This is a genomic window from Nostoc sp. DedQUE04, assembly GCF_034530995.1.
Taxonomy (GTDB): domain Bacteria; phylum Cyanobacteriota; class Cyanobacteriia; order Cyanobacteriales; family Nostocaceae; genus Nostoc.
Map to the genome: position 1 here is coordinate 51,907 of NZ_JAVRCA010000034.1, position 23,773 is coordinate 75,679.

21 protein-coding genes are annotated in these 23,773 nt (G+C 39.7%); 9 read left to right on the forward strand and 12 right to left on the reverse strand.

The window, feature by feature from the left end; translation table 11 throughout:
- Window positions 1-73: 73 nt before the first annotated feature.
- A complete protein-coding gene (locus tag RM049_RS22010; protein ID WP_322689702.1) occupies window positions 74-868 on the reverse strand; it encodes an SDR family NAD(P)-dependent oxidoreductase in 795 nt (264 codons plus the stop codon).
- Between the two features lie 218 nt (window positions 869-1,086).
- Window positions 1,087-1,410 carry a thioredoxin gene (trxA, locus tag RM049_RS22015; protein ID WP_292829099.1) on the reverse strand — a complete coding sequence of 108 codons (324 nt, stop codon included), beginning with the start codon at window positions 1,408-1,410 and terminating at the stop codon, window positions 1,087-1,089.
- 80 nt (window positions 1,411-1,490) lie between these two features.
- Between trxA and RM049_RS22020 the strand changes: the two genes are divergently transcribed.
- Window positions 1,491-1,841: an ArsR/SmtB family transcription factor gene (locus RM049_RS22020; protein ID WP_322705680.1), complete on the forward strand. Its 351-nt coding sequence runs from the start codon at window positions 1,491-1,493 to the stop codon at window positions 1,839-1,841.
- 59 nt (window positions 1,842-1,900) lie between these two features.
- On the opposite strand, the gene RM049_RS22025 is transcribed toward RM049_RS22020, so the two are convergent.
- The 3 genes from RM049_RS22025 to RM049_RS22035 all read right to left on the reverse strand — a co-directional run bounded on the left by RM049_RS22025 (window position 1,901) and on the right by RM049_RS22035 (window position 4,229).
- On the reverse strand, window positions 1,901-2,680 hold the full coding sequence (locus RM049_RS22025) for a nucleotidyl transferase AbiEii/AbiGii toxin family protein (RefSeq protein ID WP_322705681.1): 780 nt from the start codon (window positions 2,678-2,680) through the stop codon (window positions 1,901-1,903).
- A complete protein-coding gene (locus RM049_RS22030) occupies window positions 2,677-2,913 on the reverse strand; it encodes a hypothetical protein (protein ID WP_322705682.1) in 237 nt (78 codons plus the stop codon). Before RM049_RS22030 ends, RM049_RS22025 begins: the two co-directional genes overlap by 4 nt.
- 80 nt (window positions 2,914-2,993) lie before the next feature.
- Window positions 2,994-4,229: a glycosyltransferase gene (locus RM049_RS22035; protein WP_322705683.1), complete on the reverse strand. Its 1,236-nt coding sequence runs from the start codon at window positions 4,227-4,229 to the stop codon at window positions 2,994-2,996.
- Window positions 4,230-4,353: 124 nt separating this feature from the next.
- Between RM049_RS22035 and shc the strand changes: the two genes are divergently transcribed.
- The gene (shc, locus tag RM049_RS22040; protein ID WP_322705684.1) at window positions 4,354-6,270 is read left to right on the forward strand and encodes a squalene--hopene cyclase; all 1,917 of its coding nucleotides are present in this window, start codon (window positions 4,354-4,356) and stop codon (window positions 6,268-6,270) included.
- A gap of 289 nt (window positions 6,271-6,559) precedes the next feature.
- Here shc and RM049_RS22045 read toward each other — a convergent pair whose 3' ends face one another.
- The gene (locus RM049_RS22045; protein WP_322675018.1) at window positions 6,560-7,006 is read right to left on the reverse strand and encodes a molybdopterin-binding protein; all 447 of its coding nucleotides are present in this window, start codon (window positions 7,004-7,006) and stop codon (window positions 6,560-6,562) included.
- Window positions 7,007-7,634: 628 nt separating this feature from the next.
- Here RM049_RS22045 and RM049_RS22050 point away from each other — a divergent pair.
- Window positions 7,635-8,432: a hypothetical protein gene (locus tag RM049_RS22050; RefSeq protein WP_322705685.1), complete on the forward strand. Its 798-nt coding sequence runs from the start codon at window positions 7,635-7,637 to the stop codon at window positions 8,430-8,432.
- Window positions 8,433-8,827: 395 nt separating this feature from the next.
- Here RM049_RS22050 and RM049_RS22055 read toward each other — a convergent pair whose 3' ends face one another.
- The 3 genes from RM049_RS22055 to RM049_RS22065 all read right to left on the reverse strand — a co-directional run bounded on the left by RM049_RS22055 (window position 8,828) and on the right by RM049_RS22065 (window position 11,003).
- Window positions 8,828-9,487: a sugar transferase gene (locus RM049_RS22055; protein WP_322682876.1), complete on the reverse strand. Its 660-nt coding sequence runs from the start codon at window positions 9,485-9,487 to the stop codon at window positions 8,828-8,830.
- A 275-nt stretch (window positions 9,488-9,762) separates the two neighbouring features.
- A complete protein-coding gene (locus tag RM049_RS22060) occupies window positions 9,763-10,020 on the reverse strand; it encodes an STAS domain-containing protein (RefSeq protein ID WP_322705686.1) in 258 nt (85 codons plus the stop codon).
- A 98-nt stretch (window positions 10,021-10,118) separates the two neighbouring features.
- Window positions 10,119-11,003, reverse strand: a complete 885-nt coding sequence (locus tag RM049_RS22065) for a WecB/TagA/CpsF family glycosyltransferase (RefSeq protein ID WP_322705687.1) — start codon at window positions 11,001-11,003, stop codon at window positions 10,119-10,121.
- Window positions 11,004-12,085: 1,082 nt separating this feature from the next.
- On the opposite strand from RM049_RS22065, the gene RM049_RS22070 reads away from it, so the two are divergent.
- Window positions 12,086-12,379 carry a hypothetical protein gene (locus tag RM049_RS22070; RefSeq protein WP_322705688.1) on the forward strand — a complete coding sequence of 98 codons (294 nt, stop codon included), beginning with the start codon at window positions 12,086-12,088 and terminating at the stop codon, window positions 12,377-12,379.
- Window positions 12,380-12,381: 2 nt separating this feature from the next.
- Here the strand turns inward: RM049_RS22070 and RM049_RS22075 are convergent, their stop codons facing one another.
- The 3 genes from RM049_RS22075 to RM049_RS22085 all read right to left on the reverse strand — a co-directional run bounded on the left by RM049_RS22075 (window position 12,382) and on the right by RM049_RS22085 (window position 17,033).
- The gene (locus RM049_RS22075; protein WP_322701013.1) at window positions 12,382-13,062 is read right to left on the reverse strand and encodes a response regulator transcription factor; all 681 of its coding nucleotides are present in this window, start codon (window positions 13,060-13,062) and stop codon (window positions 12,382-12,384) included.
- Window positions 13,052-14,503, reverse strand: coding sequence for an ATP-binding protein (locus tag RM049_RS22080; RefSeq protein ID WP_322692130.1), 1,452 nt, complete (start codon window positions 14,501-14,503; stop codon window positions 13,052-13,054). The genes RM049_RS22075 and RM049_RS22080 overlap by 11 nt, the downstream gene beginning before the upstream one ends.
- A gap of 391 nt (window positions 14,504-14,894) precedes the next feature.
- Window positions 14,895-17,033 carry a hypothetical protein gene (locus tag RM049_RS22085; RefSeq protein ID WP_322705689.1) on the reverse strand — a complete coding sequence of 713 codons (2,139 nt, stop codon included), beginning with the start codon at window positions 17,031-17,033 and terminating at the stop codon, window positions 14,895-14,897.
- Between the two features lie 373 nt (window positions 17,034-17,406).
- Between RM049_RS22085 and RM049_RS22090 the strand changes: the two genes are divergently transcribed.
- The 5 genes from RM049_RS22090 to RM049_RS22110 all read left to right on the forward strand — a co-directional run bounded on the left by RM049_RS22090 (window position 17,407) and on the right by RM049_RS22110 (window position 23,751).
- Window positions 17,407-18,855, forward strand: coding sequence for a hypothetical protein (locus RM049_RS22090; protein ID WP_322691180.1), 1,449 nt, complete (start codon window positions 17,407-17,409; stop codon window positions 18,853-18,855).
- Window positions 18,852-20,144, forward strand: a complete 1,293-nt coding sequence (locus RM049_RS22095; protein WP_322705690.1) for an O-antigen ligase family protein — start codon at window positions 18,852-18,854, stop codon at window positions 20,142-20,144. Before RM049_RS22090 ends, RM049_RS22095 begins: the two co-directional genes overlap by 4 nt.
- Window positions 20,145-20,191: 47 nt before the next feature.
- Complete coding sequence (locus RM049_RS22100) at window positions 20,192-21,463, forward strand: lipopolysaccharide biosynthesis protein (protein WP_322675027.1); 1,272 nt, start codon at window positions 20,192-20,194, stop codon at window positions 21,461-21,463.
- A 101-nt stretch (window positions 21,464-21,564) separates the two neighbouring features.
- Window positions 21,565-22,629, forward strand: a complete 1,065-nt coding sequence (locus RM049_RS22105) for a polysaccharide pyruvyl transferase family protein (protein ID WP_322705691.1) — start codon at window positions 21,565-21,567, stop codon at window positions 22,627-22,629.
- 153 nt (window positions 22,630-22,782) lie between these two features.
- Entirely contained in the window at window positions 22,783-23,751 is a 969-nt protein-coding gene (locus RM049_RS22110) for a glycosyltransferase family 2 protein (protein ID WP_322675029.1), read from the forward strand.
- Window positions 23,752-23,773: the final 22 nt, after the last annotated feature.

The window sequence follows — 23,773 nt, forward strand, 5'->3', positions numbered from 1 at the left end:
GGCATTGGGCATTGGTAACTCTTCCCCAGTCCCCATTCCCCATTCCCCAGTCCCCAGTCCCTAATCCCACACACTAAACAATCGATCGAATAACGCCACCATCTACCCGCAAAGCTGCACCATTAGTTGCCGATGCTACGGGACTAGAAAGGTAAACTACGATCGCTGCTACTTCTTCATTAGTTGCAAAGCGTTTGATTAAGGAACTTGGACGCACATTTTGAAAAAACTCCGCCTCAACGTCAGCGCGAGTAATACCGCGTTCCTGTGCCAGGTTGGTGATAAAATCTTCAACTCCTTCGGAACGAGTTGGCCCTGGGAGGACAGAGTTTACTGTAACTCCAGTCCCCACAGTCATTTCGGCTAAACCTCTGGCAATGGCAAGTTGTGCCGTCTTAGTTGTGCCGTAGTGAATCATTTCCACTGGGATCTGAATAGCAGATTCGCTGGAGATAAAAATTATCCGCCCCCAGTTTTGCTCTAGCTGCTTTTGCAGATATTGCCGACTCAAACGAACTCCACTGAGAACGTTAACCTCAAATATTTTTAACCAGTCTTCATCAGTAATATCAAAGAAGGTTTTTGGCTCATAAATACCCACATTGTTTATGAGTATATCAACGTGAGGAACCTCTTGAATGAGTTTCTCTATCCCTGATGCAGTGGCTGTGTCAGCAACAACACCAGAAACTTTTGCGTCGGGTGTAGAATGCTTAATTTTAGCGATCGCTTGAGCTACTCTTTCTTCAGACCGACCGTTGACAATTACTGATGCACCCTCTTGAGCTAACCCAAGAGCGATCGCCAAACCAATACCTGCGGTTGAGCCACTGACCAGTGCGGATTTACCATGCAATTTCAAGTCCATTTCGCTCTTTCCCCGTTATTTGAAACAAAATGATCTGGGATTGGGGATTGGGTACTGGGGACTGGGGAGAATGCGAGGGGGACAAGCACAAAGGTCTAAGCGCCGGAAGTCGGCGCTCAGAACTTTAGAAGAACAAGGAAGGGGGACAAAGAATATTCAACAAGTCTCTCCCCAATCCTCAGTCCCCAGTCCCCAGTCCCTAATCCCCTTAACTTAAATTAAAGATGCTGTGCTAAGGTCTTATTCAAGGTAGTTTTTGGAACCGCCCCGACGACAGTATCAACCTGGCGACCTCCTTTAAAAACCATCAATGTCGGAATGCTGCGAATTCCATAGTGGCTAGCGACAGTAGGATTTTGATCTGTGTTCAACTTCACAAATTTCACCTGTCCTTCGTATTCAACAGCAACTTCATCGACGACTGGGCCCACCATCCGGCAAGGGCCGCACCACGGTGCCCAAAAGTCTACTAATACCGGAATTTCACTTTCCAAGACTTCTTGCTTGAATGTGGCTTCTGTGACGTTTGTAATGGATGACATAAATTGCCTTCCTACTTAATTCTATAATTCGATAATATCGAATAATAAAAATATATGCCACCTGATGAGATAATGCAACTATGAGATTCCTTTATCATCCAGATAGAAAAAATATTTCTTTACCAGGCGTGTTGTATGCATTGGGCGATCCGGTGCGGCTAGAGATTGTGCGGCTGTTAGCGAGTGAGGGGGAACAATGCTGTGCGAAGTTTGATTTTGCGATCGCCAAATCAACTATGTCCAACCACTTTAAGATTTTGCGGGAGTCGGGGATAGTCTTGACACGCAAAGAAGGGACACACCATATTAACATCCTGCGGCGTGAAGATTTAGAGATGCTGTTTCCAGGGTTGTTGGATGTGGTATTGAAAGCTGCTCAACCATTACCTGTTGAATCCGCCAGTACTAAACAAACAGCTTCAAGGATTTAGGGGTGTTGGGCATGGGGTATGGGGCATGGGGTATGGGGCATTGGGCGATCGCTACCTGTTTAATAATCTGCTTGTTTTTCAATTTGTGTTTCTAAATCAGCCAAGATATCATGTTGTTCTCGAAAAGTCCTTGGAGTGTGAGATAAACCTAAATCTGTAGATAGCAAATCAATACCGTCGATAATTTTGGGTATCTGAGGTCGATCGACTTGCAGACCAAGAAAGCATTTTTCCCTGTAATCTGGTCTTCCTTGAAAAAGTGCGATCGCTCTTTTCAAAGGGCGCATAACCTGATAAGCTTTTTCAGCCTTCTCAATTGATACTTGAGGTATTGGCGATCGCAGCCTGAGAACAGCTAAATCGATTAAATCTCTTGCCTCTACGCTATGATCGGCGTAACGGTCAGAATTTGACAGCAGCTTAGAGGTAAAACAGTCATTGAAGCTTAAGCAAGGAACGACTGACCACTTTGGATATCTTGGTGGGTCTAGTTGAAAACGAGTTTCGGCAATAATTTCCGTTTTAATCGGCACATCATCCACAAAAACGATCATCCGAATTCCATATTGGTCAGTTGTACTACGTCCAACTTGGATTTTACTTAAATCCCGAAATAATGCTTCATGCCCATCTTCAAATATTACTTCCCGTAAGTATTTGTAGCCTTCTGTACCAACAGAAGCGATAAAATCAACATCCTTACTCCAGCGATATTCTTCAAACTCAAATGCAAGAAGGGTTCCGCCACCGAAGTAAGCAGAACCCTTGCTAAGTATTTCAGAATCTAAGGATTCAAGAACTGTGAGAATTTGATTATGGTGTTCTAACCGAAAGGTCATAAAGAAACTTGTAACCAGGATTTATAGCGTCTGGCAAGTTCCTTAAGGAAATTGAGTTCTTCACCCTCAAGATTATTGAATAGGTCGTGATATTGCCAGCCACGTTCATAGCGACTCAGCATTTGTTCTGAAGTAAAGCGATATACATCGGCGGTCTGCCAACAAATCGACTCCAGAAAAGGCAGTTTTTTGGGTACAATAACTGGATTAGTTATTGGTGTTGCGGTTGTCATAACTCTTTTAATCAACCACTTTAGGCTTAACTTTAATTTTAGATTAGCACTAACGATTTTGAAATTCAATTTTATTCTAACTATAAATTATCTGTGTTGGGATAAACTCTTCCTTTCCAAGCGCCGCCGCGTCCTTGCCAGTGACGTAGTGCTGAGTCTAGAGTCATTAAAGTATAGAGAAAAGCGATCGCAGGTAAACTAAAAGCGAACCAGACAGAACATTTATAAAAGCGGATCGTCGGGTAGTAAGCGAAAATCATTAATAGCCATCCTAATATACCTGTAAGTGCGATCGCCCAATTGCTCCAAACTGCACCGAGAATCACACATACAGGTGGAGTTAAATAAATCAGAGGCATTCCCACCAAAGTTCCCAATAATATTAATGGTGAATAATTCAGTTGGGTATAGGCAGTACGAGCAACCATATCCCAAATCGTCGCTAGCGAGTCATAAGGGCGCAAGCTTCGAGTCAAGCCACTCAATCCCAGCCAGATACGACCTTGACTGGGCATTGAGTTAATCTTCCTGTCCCCTTGTCCCCTTGTCCCCTTGTCCCCTTGTCCCCCACTCTTCTTAACAGCTTTAGCCAGGGTGCAATCGTCAATTAAAGCTTGACGAATCACTTGAATTCCCCCGATTCGCTCTAAAGCTTCTCTACGAATCAAAATAGATCCCCCGGCGGCGGCGGCTGTGGGATTGTTGGGATTATTCACCCAGCGAAAAGGATAGAGTTTTTGGAAGAAAAAGACGAAAGCTGGAATCAAAAGTTTTTCCCAAAAGCTCTCACACCTGAGTCGCACCATTACCGAAACCAAGTCTAAATCTTCCTGCACAGCTTTCTTCACGAGTCGGCGGAGATTACCAGGATCGTGTTCGATATCTGCGTCAGTCAGCAAAAAATAGTCAGGTGCTAATAAACTCGCACTTTTTATACCTTGCTCAACTGCCCAAAGTTTACCCGACCAACCAGGAGGTAGTGAAGCGCCAGAAATAATATGCAATTGCTGAGGTTTCCCAACAGCGTGTGCAACTCCTTCGGCAAAGTTTGCTGTCCGGTCTGTGCTGCGATCGTCTACCAAAAACACGTTGAAAGAACCAGGATAATCTTGGAGTAGGAGCGATCGCAAACTAGTTGGTATTAACTCAGCTTCGTTACGCGCTGGAACGACCGCACAAACCACAGGTAACGATTCTAGCTGAGTTTCTGTAAACTCTAATTGCTGATCTGTTCGCCAAAACTGTCCCCAAAAACCCAGTAATACTAACCAAATTGTCAACGATAAGAGCATCAATCCTAATACAATTACATCCATGACCTATTGCAAATTATCAGTGACTCAGACAGAATACTATGTCTATTGATAGAGGAAAAAAAAATTTTTTGCTGTAATACCGCGTTTATATCTAGTGTTGGGTGTTGAGGTTAAATAGTTTTTCATGCAAACACAAGACAGGGTAAAAGTCAATAAAGTTGCAGATGCGATCGCAGCTAGCCAAGAATATCTGCTTTCAATTCAAAATCCGGCAGGTTACTGGTGGGCAGAGTTGGAGTCTAATGTCACCATCACTGCTGAAGTCGTCCTCCTGCATAAAATTTGGGGAACAGACCAAACCAGACCTTTGCACAAAGTTGAAACATATTTGCGTCAACAGCAACGAGAGCATGGCGGCTGGGAACTTTACTACGGTGATGGCGGAGAACTTAGCACTTCGGTTGAAGCCTACATGGCTCTAAGATTACTAGGTGTACCAGCAACCGATCCGACGATGATTCGGGCGCAAGCTTTTATTCTTCAACGGGGTGGGATCGGCAAAACTCGGATTTTTACCAAGTTGCACCTAGCCTTGATTGGCTGCTACAACTGGCGCGGTATTCCCTCGCTACCACCTTGGATAATGCTGTTGCCGAAAGCTTTCCCTGTCAATATCTACGAGATGTCTAGCTGGGCACGTTCTAGTACAGTACCATTACTGATTGTATGCGATCGCAAACCTGTTTTTCTCACCGACTCCGCTATCAACCTAGATGAGCTATACGCTGAAGGTATCGATCGAGTTCAGTGGGAATTACCTGAAAGTGGCGATTGGACGGATTTATTCCTCACTCTCGATAAAGGTTTTAAGTTGGCAGAAAGCCTTAATTTAGTACCCTTTCGTGAAGAAGGCATCAAAGCCGCCGAAAAATGGATTTTAGAGCGCCAAGAAGCTACAGGCGACTGGGGCGGCATTATTCCGGCGATGTTGAATTCCATGCTGGCTTTGCGGTGTCTGAATTATGACACAAACGACCCGATTGTAGAACGAGGTTTGCAAGCAATTGATAACTTTGTGATTGAAACAGAAGATAGTTATCGAGTTCAGCCTTGTGTTTCACCCGTCTGGGATACAGCTTGGGCGATACGTGCTTTGATAGAATCTGGCTTTGCACCAGATCGCCCAGCTGTCGTCAAGGCTGGAGAATGGTTGCTGCAAAAACAAATTTTAGATTACGGTGATTGGGCTGTCAAAAATCGCCAAGGAAAACCAGGGGCTTGGGCTTTTGAGTTTGAGAATCGCTTTTATCCCGATGTAGACGACTCGGCGGTGGTGGTGATGGCTCTACATTTGGTCAAACTCCCAAATGAAAAAATCAAGCAAGCTGCGATCGCTCGTGCGTTAAACTGGATTGCATCTATGCAATGTAAACCAGGCGGTTGGGCTGCTTTTGATTTGGATAATGACCAAGATTGGCTTAATTCCATCCCTTATGGCGATTTGAAAGCCATGATCGATCCAAACACCGCAGATGTTACGGCTAGAGTACTAGAAATGCTTGGTGCTTGTGATTTGGCAATTGATAGTGATAATTTGGAGCGATCGCTTACTTATCTTCTGCGCGAACAAGAAACCGAAGGCTGTTGGTTTGGGCGTTGGGGTGTAAATTATATCTACGGCACCAGTGGCGTTTTGTCAGCTTTGGCGTTAATCGATCCTCAAAGACACAAACTCAGTATAGAACGGGGAGCAGCTTGGTTAGTTGGATGTCAAAACCCAGATGGTGGTTGGGGCGAGACTTGCCGTAGTTACAACGATCCCAGTCTCAAAGGCAAAGGAAATAGTACTGCATCTCAAACTGCTTGGGCAATAATAGGCTTAATAGCAGCAGGTGAAGCAACAGGTAAATTAGCTCTTGGTGCGATCGAGCGGGGAATTGGCTATCTGGTGACAACTCAAAAGCCAGATGGTACTTGGTTTGAGGCTGACTTTACAGGTACTGGCTTCCCTTGCCATTTTTATCTCAAGTATCATCTGTATCAACAATACTTTCCTTTAATCGCACTAGGTCGCTATCAAGCAGCGATTAAAGAAGGTTAATATTCGTTTTTAGTAAGGTAGCACGCCTATGCTACCTTATCGTGTATTTCATTAATACGAAAACCAGCTATTACATCAATACTTTTCGGATAAACCCAACAATCTCTTTTTTGGTCTGGGGGTAAGGCTAATGGGTTTGCGGATAAAGGTAAATTCAAACCTTTTCCCTTTTTCCTTTCCCCCTTAACCCAAAAGTATTGGTTATTACATAAGCGATCGCATCAACTATATTTACTCAAGTAAAGAAAGTTTATTCTTTTAATATTTAATGCCCAAAATCAATGTATTTCTATTCTCTAGCAATGACAATATCGTTAGATTTAATAACTGCATAAGCTTCTTTTCCTTCAGATAATTCTAACTCTTCTGCGGAAGCTCTGGTGATAATCGAAGTTAATTCTACTTTGTGAATAATCTCCAAAGTAACCTCACTATTAACTGCTCCATAAACAACTCGTTTAACCACACCTTTAAGAATATTGCGAGAGCTAACTTTTAGTGGTTTTTTTTGAATACTACTTTCTATGTTAGGCTTTTGAGTGTAATAGATATCTGCCTGTTGTTCCTGCTGAGTTGGTGGTGATATTGGTGCTAAGTTTTGCTGAGTGAGACTACGCACGAGTTCCCGCAGAATCTCAGTCTTAGTGCGTTGAGACTGTTCGCAGAACTCCTCTAGAATCTTCCGCTCGTCCTCTGAGGTTTGAAATGTAACCCATCCTTGTTCTTTTCTTGGCATAATAATATTATTATCAATTTTGGTTATCTTGGTAAAATTCTACCAAGTATCAATTCGATACGTCGTTTTAGTAATAACATTTTTTTGTCGGTATTTTCGGCATTTCTACCGCAATTAATCAACTATTCTCATATAGTTAACTACATATATATTTATTTTTTTCTAGATGCGAAATATTTTGTTACTTGAGATTGTCTAAATCATCACGAACATGATACCAACTAAGATGGTATAACATTAGTCTATGGTATTTGTTGGGATAGCTACGCTTACGCAAGGATAATCTAAGGGACTTCCAGAAAATAAATTATCCCATTTCACCCCTATCAATACGACTTTCTCTCCCCCTGCTCCCTGCTCCCTGCCCCCTGCCTTCTAAGCGACGGAATATTTTTTTAATTGGAAGTCCCTAAGAGAACTCCAAGAAATAAATTATCCAATATTGTGGGGTGGGCATCCTGCCCGCCCAGTCCATAGGGCGGGCGAGACGCCCACCCCACAAGAGTTAATTGGATATTTTTTTATTTGTCAGTCCCTAACAGAAAATTCCACTGGCGACGCCGAATAGCCCGTCGCAGACATCGCGTGAGTGCCGTAGGATTATTTAACGTGAGTTCACAGCCAGGGGATGAAACACCTAAAATCACGTTCTCAAGACCTGCGGAGTTTATTTGAGAACAATATCACCATTGAATACGTGGCAGAACCCCTAAAAGCTATGCCAGCTGATGCGGAGGCGAAAGAAGTGCTGCATTGGATGCAAGCACAAAATTTTGATGTTATCGGTGTTGAGACGGGAGATATTATTAGCGGTTATGTAGAACGCTCTAGTTTGATCCCAGACAAAAAAGGTAAATGTAGCGACTATCAACGGGTGTTTCATCCCAAAGAACTAATTGCCATTTCCACCCCACTGATAAAGTTGCTACCCATTTTGCAACAAACTCCGCGATTGTTTGTCTTGGATTGCAATCAGGTAAGTGGTATTGTCACCTGTGGTGACTTGCAGAAAGCACCGGTGCGAATGTTACTATTTGGCTTAGTAACGCTGCTAGAAATGAATTTACTACGGCTGGTGCGGATTTACTATCCTCAAGATTCTTGGCAAAAAGTCCTTAAACCTGAGCGCTTAGAAGTTGCTCAACGACTATGGCGAGAAAGTCAGGAAAGAAACGAAGCCACCGATTTATTAGATTATCTACAATTCTGCGATAAGCGAGAGTTGATTTTAAATCAACCAGAACTTCTCCAGCAACTAGGACTAAAATCAAAACGGTTTGGCGAACGTTTCCTCAAGTCTGCTGAACAGTTGCGAAACCGATTAGCTCACGCCCAAAATTTAGTTAGTGGTTCCTCTTGGACAGAATTGATTTCTCTAGCAGAAGCGATGGAAAAGCTGTTAATTCATTGTGAGGAAGTTGAGTAAATTAGTTAGGTTTTTTTAAAATTATTGAACTAGCAAATCAAATCCGCTGCTGTCCAAAATACTCATGTAGAGACGTAATAAATCGTGTCTTGTTTGAATAAAGTTGAACTGAGAGGATGTTTGAAAAGTTCGTTGTCGTTATCAAAAGTTTTAGCTTCCTCTAAATTCCCTTTTTCAGGTGGGTTAGGACGGATCTAAAAGTGCCTAAAGTCACAACAAAATACTTTTCAAACAACCTCTTAAATCCTTTAATTGAGTCAGAGACAATACTTCAATCTGCGATGTCTACGACGGTTTTTTTTCGAGATGCACTTGCGTTCGCCTACACAATTTCGGAGGAACTGTTGCAAGCTTATTTTTCAGTGAAGTTATAACTTTTTTCGATTAACTCTGCGTTAGCAAGCACCACTCTTATCTGACACAACTTTTAAAGTTTTGAAGATTAGACTAATATCATAAACTATAGACCACTTACGTTGGTAGTCTAAGTCCATATGAACAATATCTTCAAAGTCTTTAATACTGGAGCGACCATGAGCTTGCCATTCACCAGTCATACCCGGCTTGACATTCAAACGTTCCCAGTGGTGCTTTGAGTAGTGTATCACTTCATTAGGAGTAGGAGGGCGGGTGCCTACTAGACTCATTTCCCCCAGCAGCACGTTCCAAAACTGAGGGAGTTCATCTAAGCTAGTGCGGCGGAGAAACCTTCCTACACAGGTAATGCGGGGGTCATTCTCATTTTTGAATATCCGATCGCTTTGAGCTTCATTCTTAACTAGATGCTTAAGTTGGTCAGCTCCAACTGACATCGAACGGAACTTCCAAATTCGGAAGTGACGCCCATTCAAACCACAGCGAATTTGACTGTAAAATATAGAACCTGGGCTATCTAACTTAATCGCGATCGCAATCGGAATTGCTAAGAATACTGTAATCGATAGCCCAATAACAGCACCCAAGATGTCAATCATTCGCTTGGCTTTACTGATGACAGAGGGATGAACTGGAACTTTAACTTTAGGAAGAGTATGGGTATCATCTAGAACTTGCATATCAAAACGATGGGGAGTAAAAGTATTAGACATGGTAATTGCAGTTTCAGTAGTAAGTCGATCAACTCGATCGTCTGTACATTTACTTATTTCAGTACCCTGTAAAAGCGAGAATGAGATTTTTTAATAGGTTAAGCAAGTAAATATGTCACCAGTCAATCTGTTCTTTAAGATATTTGCAATGACGGTAGCGATCGATGCTTCATATTTAAGCATTCAACATCATTACGACGGCATTTAGTTATCATAAATTTCAAACACTGAATCCATCTGAGTCAGTTCAAAAATCGTCCGAACAAGTGCTTGCAAATTACCGAACAATAGGCACTTGAACGTCTAGACAAAACCTCCTTAAGTAAAGCGATTAAGCTTGAACTATCCATAAAATTTACTTTGACTAGATCAATCACCCAAAGATGTTTGGGGTGAGGTACTAAGCTAGATAGCTGTTCCCTTAAGGTATTGCCATGCTCAAAATCTAAGCATTGCTGAGTTTGAATCACGATCGGTTGCCTTTCTTGTGTCAGAGTCATAAGTTTTATAGATTTAACTAAGAAGCTGACTTTCAAAAGCATGAAACTGTGTGGTAAACCACACATACTCGTTTCATTATATTTAACTGATAAGGTATTTAAGAGCCAGGATTATTTGTTATTTTATTTATCTGAAATTTCTGTTGCAAAATTAACCAAAAAAATGGTAATCCTTCTATTAAATATCTTTTCCATAATCTTTGAGGCTCCGATACCATTCTATATAACCATTCAAAACCCATATTACTTATATATTTTGGTGCCCTTTGTATATTACCTGCTTCAAAATCAATAGTGGCACCTATTGCTAAAAATATTTTGATATTTGGCAGTTGGTTTTTGTATTTATATATCCATTTTTCTTGTTTTGGTGCGCCTAGCCCAACGGCTAATACTGTGGCGTCTGAAGAATTAATCATCTCAACTATTTTTCTACATTCCGCTTCTTTTTTTTCAAATCCAAAAGGTGGTGAATATGAGCTGACAATTATATTTCTATGAACCTTGGCATTAATTTTCTCTTGAGCTTTAATAGCTACACCTTGTGCTGCACCTAATAAAAATATTTTAATTGTTTCATTTTGTTTGTGGAAGTTATAAAATGCTGGAAAAAAGTCAGAACCGGAAATTTTTTCTTGGATGGGCTGACCTAAGAAACGAGATGCATATATTAAAATTTGACTATCACATAGTTTGTAATCAGCAGTCTTATAAGCTTCAAGAAATTCACGATCGTTTTGCAATTTCATTATGTGATCTACATTGGGAGTAAATACAGTACCATATTTAAGATTTTCTAAAACTTCTGTTGTTAAGACATTGTTAATCTCAATATTTAAGAGATTAACCTTTTGTACTTGGTTGTTCTTCCATTCAAAGGATTTACCCTGATGTCTTAAAAGCTGTACTAGGAAAAAACTGAGTGTTTCAGATGAAAAAATACGGTCAAAGCGAATGTTAAAGAGACTATTTTTTTGTGCCATATAACTTTGAAGTTCGCTATCTACAATTGAGAAATAGTAAAATTTAGAACATTGCCGATGTTTTCTGCTTATGCGGGTATATTTAGAGTGTTACGTTTGGGTGATATCAAACCATATAAATGCTAAAAATATGAACAATGTCTGTTGCCAGACTTCAATTTTTATCTGTCAAAGCTTTTAATACAGTTGCATTGCTACGCATAAGCACCATAAAAGATTTGGTGTTGCTGAATTATGGGATGATTTCACTCAGTTTTGAACGGCCTTTCAATTGTTTCAACTGCCAATTTATACCGCATTCATGCAACGCCATAGATTTGATAGGACTTGAGACTTTGTTCGCGAGGTTGAGTCAAGACTTAGTGAACTCTACGTATACTTTCTTACGCAAATACCGATAGAAAATACTATCTGATGGCTACTTAAATTATTTTTTATACAGTATCCTAATGAGGAATAAAATTATCCAGCTAACTATCCGTTTGGCTGTGGCGTACAGATAGTATAAATTTCATAATAAGATAATTAGGCACGGAAAAACAAACGTATGTTTAGTTTTTTCAAACCTGTACAGTAACCAACTTATAAGCTATTCAGCGAATTTACATTTCTTTACATAGCTTACTTTTTTAACACTGATTGACTGACTACAGGACATAAAAAACCAAAAAAATCAGAGCTTTGACAACTACAGAAATAAGATAACAAACAATTATTGCCACCCAGAATTGATGTTGAACAGATGATATGTTGAGTGAAAATATTTCCAGTAGCGAGTGAGAATTTCTGTTTCTCTCGTCATTTTTATATTCAGGTAATAATGGCAGTCTGTAGAGTTGTCAGATTGCAATTTAATTGCTTATGCTTTTTATCTGTTAATGACTTGAGCCTCTGTGAGAAAAATAAATCTTTCTTCTTTCTATCTTTTTGCTCTTAACTGATGATTTAGCTCAACTTATTGGCCCAAGCCTTATTGTTACATCCATTCAACGCTGGGCGGTTACGCCATCGCACTTCCTTTGCGATCGCTAAAACCATTGTTGTATAGTAGGCATTTCCCGTTTGCAGATAAGTATAGAAATATGAAAAGACACCGAATTATGGTTATTGGTAAAAATGTCATGACCGTGCAGCGCGTCAGCAGTCATTGCTTAAAACAAAATGCAGAAGTTTTTCCATATTATTGTATTCCCACGCCGGAAGAGATAACTTTGTTTGAACCTCATATATTGGTGTTATGTCTACCCATACCTGAGCAATTCCAGCATCAACTACTTCAGCCTTACATTTTGTGGTCAGAACAACTCGTGAATGACATCTCACCACTGGCTACTACTTTTACAGAATTATCTGACTGTTTACATAAATTCCTCTAAGCTTAAATCAACCCTTGGCGTACAGCTAAAGCTGCTGCTTGAACGCGATCGTCAACGCTAAGTTTGTTGAGAACCATACGTACATAAGACTTGACGGTTCCGAGTGAGAGGTAGAGTTGGTTTGCAATCTGCTGGTTTGAGCGCCCCTGTGCAATAAGTTTAAGAATCTCGCGTTCGCGATTACTGAGAATAGGTTGCGCTATTACCTGAGATACAGGAACATCGGGAGCAACAGCGGTTGACCTAAGCATCCGAGCAACTTTTTGAGCGATTAGAGGATCTAAATAAGCGCCACCTTGGAGTATCAATTGAATAACGGCGATGAGCTGTTCCCATTCAATGGTTTTAAGACAGTAACCATCAGCACCAGCTGCAAGCATCCCCATGACCTGAATATCGTCGTCAAAGGCACTTAAGGCTAAAACACAAGTAGTCAAGCAGTTGCTTTTTATATGCTGGGTGGCTGTAATCCCATCCATAACTGGTAGATCGATATCCATTAAAACTACATCTGGTTGGAGTTGACTAGCTAATTCAACAGCCTCTCCACCGTCCAATGCTTCTCCAACTATACTAAAACCAGGTTCTAAGCTAAATTGCCCTTTTATCCCTCGGCGGATTAAAGCGTGATCGTCAACTAATAGAATCCGTACAGTTTTCTTTTCGTCAATATTAGATATCATTATTGCTACATCTGGTTATATTCTGTTCATCATTACTATCAACTTGATTTATGGCACTTGGGAGAGTAAACCAGAAAGTACTTCCCTCTCCAAGAGAACTTTCAACACCAATGTTTCCTCCGTGAGCCTCAATAATTTGACGACATAAGTACAGACCAAGCCCACTTCTTCCACGATGCCCTCGTCCTTGAATAAAGCGGTGGAACAGCTTTTCCTGAGCTTGCGGTGCAATTCCCAAACCGCGATCGCGCACCGAAATCCGCACTTGCTCTTGTTCATAAGGCATTATCTCAATCAGAATTTCCCCGTTAGGCTTACTTACCCGCACAGCGTTATCAAGTAAGTTTTGTAGAACTCTTTGAATTTCTAATTCATCACCATAGACAGCTGGCAGCAATTGAGAAGTTTTACAAATGAAGGCTAACTCACGTGTAGATGTTGCTTTTATCTGACTAATTACTTTAATTAAAATCTTTTCCCAGTTTAGGCGATCGCACATTAAACAAGTGCTGCCTGCTTCATAACGGGAGATATCTAAAAGGAGTTCCACAAGCTTAAGCAGATCCTCATTGGCTTCATGGTACTCTTCAAAAACTTCCTTCCAAGTGTCATTGACTGAACCAAAAGCTCCTTTGAGCATACAGTCTAAAGTGTTACGAGTCGCAAGTAAAGGAATACGTAGGTCGTGGGAAAGTGCAGATATCATGTCTTCAAGCTGTTGGTTACGCACCTCAATACTTTGTTGACGGTGACGAGTCTTATCAGCGATCGCGTTAAGAACTCCAGCTAGTTGCCCGATCTCATCTATAGAAGAATGGGATAGTTGCACTTCCATTTGTCCCGCTTGCCAAAGTTTACAAACTTGTGTCAATTTGTTTAATGGAAGTTTGACTCGCCAATGCAACAACTGGATATTTAAAATTGCTACTAATAAAATGATGAATGTGCTGAAAATATTGATCGCACTGTTAATACTATTCAATTGCTGTATACGATTTTTGCGAACTCTCAAAAGCATCTCTTCGTGCTGAATGAGTTTCTCAATCTCCTTATGCAAAGAATCAAATAAAGTGCTTTTTGTCAAAGCAGAATTCCTTACAGACCCAGAAAGCGCTTTTTGCTTCAACTCCCTTTGCCACTGGTTATAGATATATTTAATTTTATCGAGTTGCTTTATTTGAGCAGGGTTGTCTTGTACGAGATTGTACAGATGGTTGAAGCTGTTGTGGAAGCTGGGCTTCTTCTGACGAGAACTTATCGGATTAGTTTGTCCCTGATTAGAATTTTCTAGAAAACCTTTTTCTTGATTATCTATTACAGCATTAAGTAGACGTTCTCCTTCTCGCCCTATGAATAAAGCATGGGTTATCTGGTTATATGCCTCATGATTTAGGTGTGCTATCAAGAGATTGAAGACTTGCTGTCCAAATAAAAAGAACACTAGCAGTAAAATACTAGTATGCAGAGGGTTTAAAAAATTACCTTTCCTAGATGAGTGAATTAAGAAAGGTATCAAGCTAATAGCTATCACTATTTAATATCTCTACCACCTTAATTAAAGTTACCTAGAATACTACTTAAAACCCTTATACACCAGTACTGAAAAAGCTTTGCTGGTGTTCAGCTGTGATTCAAAAGCGTTAACTATGCGTGTGTTACATATCAATATCCTTCATATTAACAACTTAATTGTATTAAATAATGTAGCAAAAATATACTACTACCTTTTTTACAAAAATTAACATAATGCACAAAAATTAATAATCTTTTAGCTTCGTGGTTTTTTTGCAACTGATGTCAGTTGCGTGAGAGAAAAACACAAGAGTATTTTTTTACGGAGTTCCATAGTAGATTCCCCTACCGTTAGTGCCAATAAAGACTAGTCCAAATTTCTGCCAGCTAGCCTCCATGACATTAGGCTCATTGCCCATAGGTTGGTGTAAATAGGCGATATTTATCCATGTTTTTCCTTTGTCGAGAGAGCGAAATACTCCTTCGCCCATACCAGCAATTTCCCCATACAAATACAGTGCAGGAATTTTGCTTCCCTTTTGTGCCTTACCAAGGGCGAATAAGTAAGCTTTCTTCACTTTAGGAATCTGGGCAAATTTTACACCGCCATTTGTTGAGCGATAAAGTCCGTGAGAGTTAAGACTGAGCCAAACTTCGCCATTAACCCCCGGAACTGTTTTGAGCATAGACCAACTTTCAGAAGGCAATAATGAGTTTACAATCCTAAAGGATGCGCCTCCGTTCTTACTGCGGTATAACTTGCCACCACTGTAGTAGTAAAAAGTGTTGCCATCTAATTTGTCAGCTACTAATGGTTGACCCCAGTACCACGGGCCTTTGGGGCCTTTGGGTAATCCTGATACTTTGCTCCAAGAACATCCGCCATTGGTTGTACGAATAGGCTGTCCTTGATTAATAATTGCGACAAATAGATTTGAATTTGTTGCTGACATGGCTACACGCAACGGGATTGTGTTCTTCGGAAACGAGGAAAATTGTTTCCATGTCAGTCCCCCATCTTGCGAAGTTGCTCCCGTATAAGTATTGTTCCACCGATTACCACCAACACGTACCATTTGTGAAGGATTGCTTTCGCTATAAGCAAGACCATAGGTATCTTGGAACCGAGGACTATTTTTGCCGCCAAACTGCGTAGATGGGTAGACATCTAATCCATTGCTGTGGTCAAACCCATCCGTATCAGCAACACCGCTCAACAATTTAGAGCCACTTCGAGGTGAGACTAGGGCGAAGCTAACTAGCTGCTCGTGTCCTTTTTCATAGTTTGACCAAACAGATGACTCTGCGTTGATATTGTCTGTTTGCCATGTTCCATACCAGTCTGTTAACCATAATCGTCCAGCAGCTTTTGGGTCAAACTCAATCGCTGAGGTTGAGGAGGCAAAAAACCACTTAGGCCACCAGGGCACTTGAGGTTTCAAAGTATGCTTTTTCTGTTGCCATGTAGCTCCACCATCAGTAGATTGAAATATGACACGATTGTTTGTTGTGGAAACATACTGGTCATAAACAATTAAAAGATGATTGGGATTGTTTGGATCTACAGCAATGGCATTAAATGTAGTTTTCGCGTTACTTGGTGTGATATCGCTCCAAATACTGTTTGCATATTTGCTGACACCCGACGTATGCGTTACATACAGAACTTTGTCTTTTGCCAGAGCCATTCGATTCACTTTTGATGGGCTTCCTGGTATTTTGCTCCAGGTAACACCCGCATCAGTGGATTCATATATGCCATTTCCATAGGCATTGGCATAGACTAGTTCAGATACATTTTTGCTAAATACAATACCTGTAATTCCAATCTTTGTTTCCGGCTTTTCGGGAAAGGAGCTAACCTTGCCCCATGTTGTACCACCATCTGAAGACTTCCATAGCCCATTCAATCGCGAACCAAATAAAATAACATGGGAATTAAAGGGATTAACGGCTAGCCTCTCTCCGAGCCAACGTTTAGTTTCATTGCCACCCATTGGCAAGTCTATTTTCAGCTTATTCCAGGTTTGACCGCGATCGCTCGATTTGAAGATTGTTCCTAATCCACCCCAACTAGTAGTATATTTCCCTGCTGCGATGTATACAATATCTGGGTTATTTGGGTCAAGTGCTAAGGCTTCTCCCCCGTAGTAATTGCTGTGTTGCAAGCTAAATATATCTGTTAGCGGAATCCATTTGTAATCTTTTGAATTCCAACGATAAAAGCCACCCATATCAGTTCTGATGTAGGCTAAATTTCGCTCTTGTGGATGCAAATAAATGCCTGTAACATAACCACCTCCTCCGATAGAGACATTATTCCAGTGATACCTTGATGTAGTACTCCAACTAGACTTGAGGGGTGTAAATTTGACGATAATAGCCAGCGCAAGTATAGCAATACAAATTGTTTTCCCTAGCAGTCTCCAGAAACGGCGATCGCTCATTGCTATTTTCATGATATTTGCACGTATTTATTTTAATTGACGTTACAGGAAGTAAATTAAAGTCAAGTAAATCAGGTACACCCATTCAAAATCAATGAAACGCTTACGCTGTATTAATTTTGAATTTTGAATTTTGCCTTGCAGTACTAAGTGGATATCCGGGTGGATAATTTTATTGAACCCTAGAGGATGCTGTCTGCATGGATGCAATATTGACCATCAGGCGGTTTTGTCATTGCTGTTTAGGAAGGAAACTTTACTAAGAATTATTAATCAATTTTTAAGTAACAATGTAGTACGATCCTGTAAGTTTACTTAGGCAAATCGTAAAACCCACCTAGACTTTGTAATTCCGCAGCCAGTTCCCGACTTTAGAGGATTTTTAATGGCCAATCATACAGAAATCTCTGCGGGTTACCCTAGCAGTTTGAGAAAATTAGTAGCGAGAAAAGGATGTTGGCAGCGTTACTTACTTCTAGGTATAACAACAAACATAGCATTTTGGGCTGCAACTTTTCTTTATCTAAAACTTACACCACCGACCTACACTAGTTCTTCAGCTATTAATCTGCCAGGAGCATGGTCAAATGCCAATATTAATCTACCAGACATTGGCTATGCTAATTATGAAAATGTGTCTCCATACGCTGCTCTTTCTTCTCAAGATCCAAGAGAAATTTATAAATTTATAGCTGAAAGCGAACCTATATTAAGATCGGCAGCCGAGCAACTTAATATGTCTTTAGAAGAGTTTGGCAAACCTCGGCTCAAGCTAATAATTAATACTTCCATGATGAGCGTTGACTTCGAAGGCGCGAGTCCCCAGGAAGCTCAAAATAAATCTTTAGCTTTTTACAAAGCCTTGCAAACAAGACTCAACAAGCTACGAAATCAAGAAGCTGTTCAAAGAGATATAGGTTATCAAACGTCCCTGATTTCTTCGCAAAAAAAATTAGCAGATGCTCATAAGCGGCTTTCCGATTACAAAGCACGTTCGGGTTTGAATTCTGAAGATCAAATTAAGGATTTGACAACCAACATTGAACAGCTCCGCAGACAACGAGCTGAAATAATCGGTCAACAGCAACAGGCTACTACTCGTTTGGCACAATTATCGAATAATTTAAAACTATCTGCTGGACAAGCTACAGATGCTTTTACCCTTCAAACAGACCAGATATTTCAACAAAACTTAAAAAATTATAGTGATGCTAGCGCTTCTGTGGTAGTTTTAGAATCCAAATTTCTGCCTAGCCATCCGACATTAATTACAGAGAAAGCGAAAAGAGACGCTGCTCAAGAGGCCCTGCTAGTTCGAGGTCAGTCTCTTTTAGGGCGAAAATTCACTTTGGCAGTTCTAAAGCAATTAAGCCTTAGTAGCAATAACTCTGGTAACAACGTTCCTCGAGACGCTCTTTCCCAAGAACTAGTTATAGTTCAGGCAGACCAAAAGGGATTCACTGCTCAAGCTCAAGCAATAGAACAACAGATTAACCAGCTTGAGAGTAGGCTCAAGAATTTAACACAGTTGGAAAGCACCTTGGATTCGTTGAAGCGAAATACGCAAATTGCTGGAGCGGTCTTTTCTTCAAATTTGACCAGACTGGATATTGGCAAGTCGAATACTTTTGGATCTTATCCACTGATTCAACTTGTTATACAGCCTACATTACCTGAGAAACCGACTTCACCAAAAGATAAATTAGTTTTACTAGGTTCAACTTTAGGCTCCCTTTTCGTATCCCTTGGACTGGTGTTACTTTGGTGGCGCGAACGTAAAAATTTAATATCTGATAAGACTGTGAGTACAGAGAGGAAGAGAATGGAACAATGAAACCTCAAAACTTTGAAGAAAGTCTTGTTTGGTATTGGATAATTAGTACCTATGTATTTTATTTTATTGGTATTTTATATCCTGTAAACTTTGTATTAGCCTGGATACTGTTTTTTTACTTATGTAAGCGGCTTTGGAACCAAACAGCGCAAACTCGTATTGAAAAAAGAATCAAAGTTTATTGGATACATTGGATTTGGATTGTCTCTATTCTGATCGTAGCGATCGCTACAATTGTAGGCTGTATAACTTATGATGTAGGTACAAATCAAACTCTTAGGTCATTGATTAACTGGTTTACAGATTGGGCTTTGCTAGCACTATTTCCATTAAGCGGCTGTCTCAATATTCGACCACAACTAATCTATAGGGCCGTCTGCATCTTATGTCTTCAAAGTTTGATTTTAATTCCCTTTTTTTATCTAGCTTGGATACTAAAGTTACCTGCACACCTATATTCTTCTCCAATTGAAAGATTAATCCAGAATGGTGAGCTTTTTTACAATGTAAATCTCTATGGTAGTGATTACGGTACGAATGATATCCGTCTATTTCTATTTGCACCTTGGGCACCTGCGCTCGGTCTTATTGGAAACATCTACTTCTTCCTTGCTCTTGAAGAACGTAACAAAAAGTGGCGCTGGATTGGTATAGCTGGCTCTTTAGCGATGAGTATAGTATCTGTTTCTCGCTTATCTTTTATAGCTTTACCAATAGTTTTCATATTAGTTTTGTTACTTACAAAAATTACTAAACCTACTACACAAATTGCACTTGGATTTGTTAGCTTTTTAGCAGGTATTTTTAGCACGGCACTTCTTGGTACTATTAGGGATGCTAAAGAAGCATTTTATAATGCTAGACCGGACTCTTCACGAGTGCATGAAGCTTTAGGTATGATTGCCTTGGAGAAATGGAAAGAAGCTCCTATATGGGGTCATGGTTTTCGAGAAGCACCAGGGCCTAAAGCATTAGCGGAAATGCCTATCGGCTCTCACCATACTTGGTTTGGTCTCTTGTTTGTGAAAGGGATAGTTGGCTTCATTGCTTTTTTAGTACCAATTTTATTGAGTTTTATAGTTTTGCTGATTAAAGCACAGAAAAGCACAACTGCTAGGGTAGCATTATATTTTCTTGTCACTCTATTACTTTTTACATTTAATGATAGCCAAGAGGTTTTAGGTTACTTATACTATCCCGGTTTAATTATCATGGGAATTGCATTTAAAGAAGAAGTGCAGCTTCCTAAATCTTCTCTTAATAAGAAGCCTGAAGCTGCTTATACTTAAATTTAAAATTGATAAAAAATATCTAATTTTCTCTTAAGGATGCCCTCATGTTAATCAAAAAGCTAAGGCAAAAAGTATCTAGTCAATATGTGCGTAATATTGGTTGGATGGGGGGAGCAGAGTTAGTAAATCGTGTTTTCCGATTGGGAACAACAGTTACTTTATCTCAACTGTTAAATCCTTACGATTATGGATTGATAGCAATCGTTTTGACTACCAATGAATTCGCAACTGTTTTTACCTTAAGAGCTGGAATTGGCTCTAAGATTGTTCAGGCAGCAGAGAAGGATCTGAAAATTATTTGTCAGACATCCTACTGCCTTAATTGGATACTATGTGGAGTAATGTTTATTCTTCAGTGTCTTGCCGCTTTACCAGTTGCTTTATTTTATAGTAATAACCAAGTTATCTTGCCTATCTGCATTATGGCATTAGTTTACTTAATGCTACCAATCTTTGCAGTTCAATCTGCCTTAATCCAGCGAGAGAACCGCCTGAAAATCACAGCATTATGTAATGCTACTCAGTCGTTTCTAATCAATATTCTCACTATATGTTTAGCTCTATTAGGGATGGGAATGTGGGCTGTTGTTATACCTATTGTTATTACGACTCCAGTCTGGATTGTTATCAATCTAATGAATCATCCTTGGCGTCCTACCATGTTCTTTAGTTTTAATAAGTGGCAGGAAGTTGTTAGTTATGCTAGAAATATTCTTGGCGTTGAGTTACTAAATAAGCTAAGAGCTAATCTTGATTACCTGATTATTGGACGTTTTTTAGGAGTCCAGGCGCTAGGAATTTACTATTTTGCTTTCAATGCTGGCTTAGGAATCAGCATGAATGTAATAAATACAATGACTTGGTCTTTATACCCGCATCTTTGTGCTGCTCGGGGAAACGTTAAGCAGCTTCGAGAACGTTATTTTAGTAGCCTCAAAACATTTGCCTTAATTGTCTTTCCATTGGTTTTGCTACAGTCAAGCCTAGCTCCATTTTATGTCCCAATTGTTTTTGGGCAAAAGTGGATAACAGCAATTCCAGTATTGATAGTTATCTGCTTGTCAGCCATACCACGCCCATTTGCTGATGGCGCTTCTATGTTACTTAACTCTGTAGATAAAAGTCATATTAATCTTTACTGGAACTTAATTTTTACTGTAATTTTTACAATTTCATTACTAGTAGCTGTGAAATGGGGAATTTTTTGGGTAGCTGTTGCGGTGTTCATGGCTCATATATTAGCATTACCTCTTTACAGCATTTGGGTTAGTAAATATGTTTTATCTAGAACTCAATCTTTATCAATTGCAAAATAAAAACTAAAGCTGAGTAAAAATTTGGCTTGTTAGAAAAATACCTTTTTCTAACTACACTTGTTCATTGAGACATAACGAATAACAACGAGGAACTAAAATTAATGGCTACCCCCCAACCGGAACAGCTGAAAGAACTTCTGCATAAATCACTAGGGAAATTAGAGACATTTCCAGAGTGTGCATTACTAGACTATCCTGACTATCCTAATATTGGCGATCACCTTATCGGTTTAGGTACTATACTTTATTTAATTAATGTGCAAAAAACAAAAATTAAATATACTGCTAGTCCTAATAACTTTTCTAGCAAAGTAATGGAAGAAAGAATTGGAAAATCTCCTATTTTCCTGCAAGGAGGAGGGAATTTAGGCGATCTTTGGACTGCTCATCAAAAATTTCGCGAACAGATTATTTCTAAATATCGAGATCGACCAATAATTATCCTACCACAAAGTATTTATTTTGTTGAACCTACCAATTTAATAGAAGCAGCAAATGTATTCAACTCACATCCTAATTTGACTTTGTTTGTGCGTGACGAATACAGCTATGAACTTGCTCTAAAATATTTCTACAACTGTCAGGTAATTCAAGCACCTGATATGGCTTTTCAAATGGTCAATCTACCTGGTCTCTTATCTAGGTCTAACCGTAGTAACTCTATTTTATATCACTATAGAAATGACAAAGAGTTGAATCAAAGTAATTCTCAGACTTCTATTGATCTCCCTAATTTAGTTGTAGAAGATTGGACTTCTTTCAAATATGACACAACTGAACGTATGGAGCGAATTCGGGAAGGCTTGCAAAAAGGTACAGTGATTCCTGGTGAGTGGATATATCGACATCTTTGGAAATACTTCCATCATTATTCCTTTGGATTCAATAGCTTATATAACTCCTCAATGCATCTTAAATCCTTAAGTTATATGCATCATGGGATGTATCAATTTAAACAGCATCGTCTAATTATTACAAACCGCCTGCACGGACATATTCTCTGCATTCTTATGGGTATTCCTCATGTCTTTCTACCTAATGCTTACCATAAAAATGAGGCATTTTATCAAGCTTGGACTTACTCAATTCCCTTTTGCAGATTTGTAAAAGAATCTTCACAAATTCAGGTGGCTGCACAAGAACTCTTGGAACTATTCGCAAACTAACTGGTTTATGCTCTGCCTACACGAAAAATTACAAAAATTTTTCTACTTTCCATCTGGTTAAACTCTATGACCGAAAACGACTCATGATACAGAGCAACTAAATTTATTTATAGGGATCATTAATTTTGAATTTTGAATTCGGAGCGAAGCAACGTGACAACTATATCCGTTATTATTCCCGCTTACAATGCTGAACGCACTATTTTAGAAACAATAAAATCCGTTTTTCAACAAACCTTTTCTGATTTTGAGTTAATTATTATTAATGATGGCTCAACCGACCGGACTTTAGAACTATTGAAGACTGTTGAAGATTCTCGTCTCAAGATTTTTTCATACAGCAATGCTGGTCTATCAGTAGCTCGTAATCGTGGTATTTTTCATGCCACGGGAGAGTTTATGGCATTTCTCGATGCCGATGACTTATGGACACCTGATAAATTAGAGCTACAACTAGCAGCATTGCAAAAACATCCAGAGGCAGGACTTGCTTATAGCTGGACTCTGAACATGAGTGAAACAGCAGAGATTTTTCACCCTGGTCATAATGTAGTCTACGAAGGTAATGTATATGACAAATTATTACTTAGTAACTTTATTTCCAATGGTTCTAATCCTTTAATTCGTAAACAAGCAATTGAATCTGCTGGAGAATTCGACCCAACTCTTTTTTCTGTGGAAGATTGGGATTATTGGTTTCGTGTAGCACAGCACTGGGATTTTGCAGTAGTTCCCAAACCTCAAATTTTCTATCGTCACTCTTCAAAATCTATGTCAACAAAAGTTGAGAAGATGGAGAAATATTTGCTTATTGTCTTGGAGAGAGGCTTTCAAGCAGCACCGCCAGAGTTACAAAATCTTAAAAATCAAAGCCTAGCAAATATCTATCAATATTTAACGGGTATGGAACTAGCTCATGTGACTAATAGAGAACAGCTCAACCAAGCTGGTCGTAAATTGTGGAAGACGGTTTCTTTATATCCTCAGATTTTGCGAGAAAGAGTAACTCAGCGTTATTTAATGAAATGGCTAGTAATGCAAGTCCTTTCTCCTCAAATTGCTAAGTACTTGACTCGACCTTTTTCTTTGGCTAGGTCTGTTGCGGTTCCAAGGCTGCAATAGAGGCTGTTATTAGAAAGCAATC

Coding starts and splice junctions, on each gene's coding strand:
- RM049_RS22020 (WP_322705680.1), top strand. CDS start 1,491: ATGAGATTCCTTTATCATCCAGATAGAAAAAATATTTCTTTACCAGGC.
- RM049_RS22095 (WP_322705690.1), top strand. CDS start 18,852: ATGAAACCTCAAAACTTTGAAGAAAGTCTTGTTTGGTATTGGATAATT.
- RM049_RS22035 (WP_322705683.1), bottom strand. CDS start 4,229: ATGGATGTAATTGTATTAGGATTGATGCTCTTATCGTTGACAATTTGG.
- RM049_RS22010 (WP_322689702.1), bottom strand. CDS start 868: ATGGACTTGAAATTGCATGGTAAATCCGCACTGGTCAGTGGCTCAACC.
- RM049_RS22085 (WP_322705689.1), bottom strand. CDS start 17,033: ATGAAAATAGCAATGAGCGATCGCCGTTTCTGGAGACTGCTAGGGAAA.
- RM049_RS22075 (WP_322701013.1), bottom strand. CDS start 13,062: ATGATATCTAATATTGACGAAAAGAAAACTGTACGGATTCTATTAGTT.
- RM049_RS22060 (WP_322705686.1), bottom strand. CDS start 10,020: ATGACTCTGACACAAGAAAGGCAACCGATCGTGATTCAAACTCAGCAA.
- RM049_RS22100 (WP_322675027.1), top strand. CDS start 20,192: ATGTTAATCAAAAAGCTAAGGCAAAAAGTATCTAGTCAATATGTGCGT.
- RM049_RS22090 (WP_322691180.1), top strand. CDS start 17,407: ATGGCCAATCATACAGAAATCTCTGCGGGTTACCCTAGCAGTTTGAGA.
- RM049_RS22070 (WP_322705688.1), top strand. CDS start 12,086: ATGAAAAGACACCGAATTATGGTTATTGGTAAAAATGTCATGACCGTG.
- RM049_RS22030 (WP_322705682.1), bottom strand. CDS start 2,913: ATGACAACCGCAACACCAATAACTAATCCAGTTATTGTACCCAAAAAA.
- RM049_RS22045 (WP_322675018.1), bottom strand. CDS start 7,006: ATGCCAAGAAAAGAACAAGGATGGGTTACATTTCAAACCTCAGAGGAC.
- trxA (WP_292829099.1), bottom strand. CDS start 1,410: ATGTCATCCATTACAAACGTCACAGAAGCCACATTCAAGCAAGAAGTC.
- shc (WP_322705684.1), top strand. CDS start 4,354: ATGCAAACACAAGACAGGGTAAAAGTCAATAAAGTTGCAGATGCGATC.
- RM049_RS22025 (WP_322705681.1), bottom strand. CDS start 2,680: ATGACCTTTCGGTTAGAACACCATAATCAAATTCTCACAGTTCTTGAA.
- RM049_RS22050 (WP_322705685.1), top strand. CDS start 7,635: ATGAAACACCTAAAATCACGTTCTCAAGACCTGCGGAGTTTATTTGAG.
- RM049_RS22065 (WP_322705687.1), bottom strand. CDS start 11,003: ATGGCACAAAAAAATAGTCTCTTTAACATTCGCTTTGACCGTATTTTT.
- RM049_RS22055 (WP_322682876.1), bottom strand. CDS start 9,487: ATGCAAGTTCTAGATGATACCCATACTCTTCCTAAAGTTAAAGTTCCA.
- RM049_RS22105 (WP_322705691.1), top strand. CDS start 21,565: ATGGCTACCCCCCAACCGGAACAGCTGAAAGAACTTCTGCATAAATCA.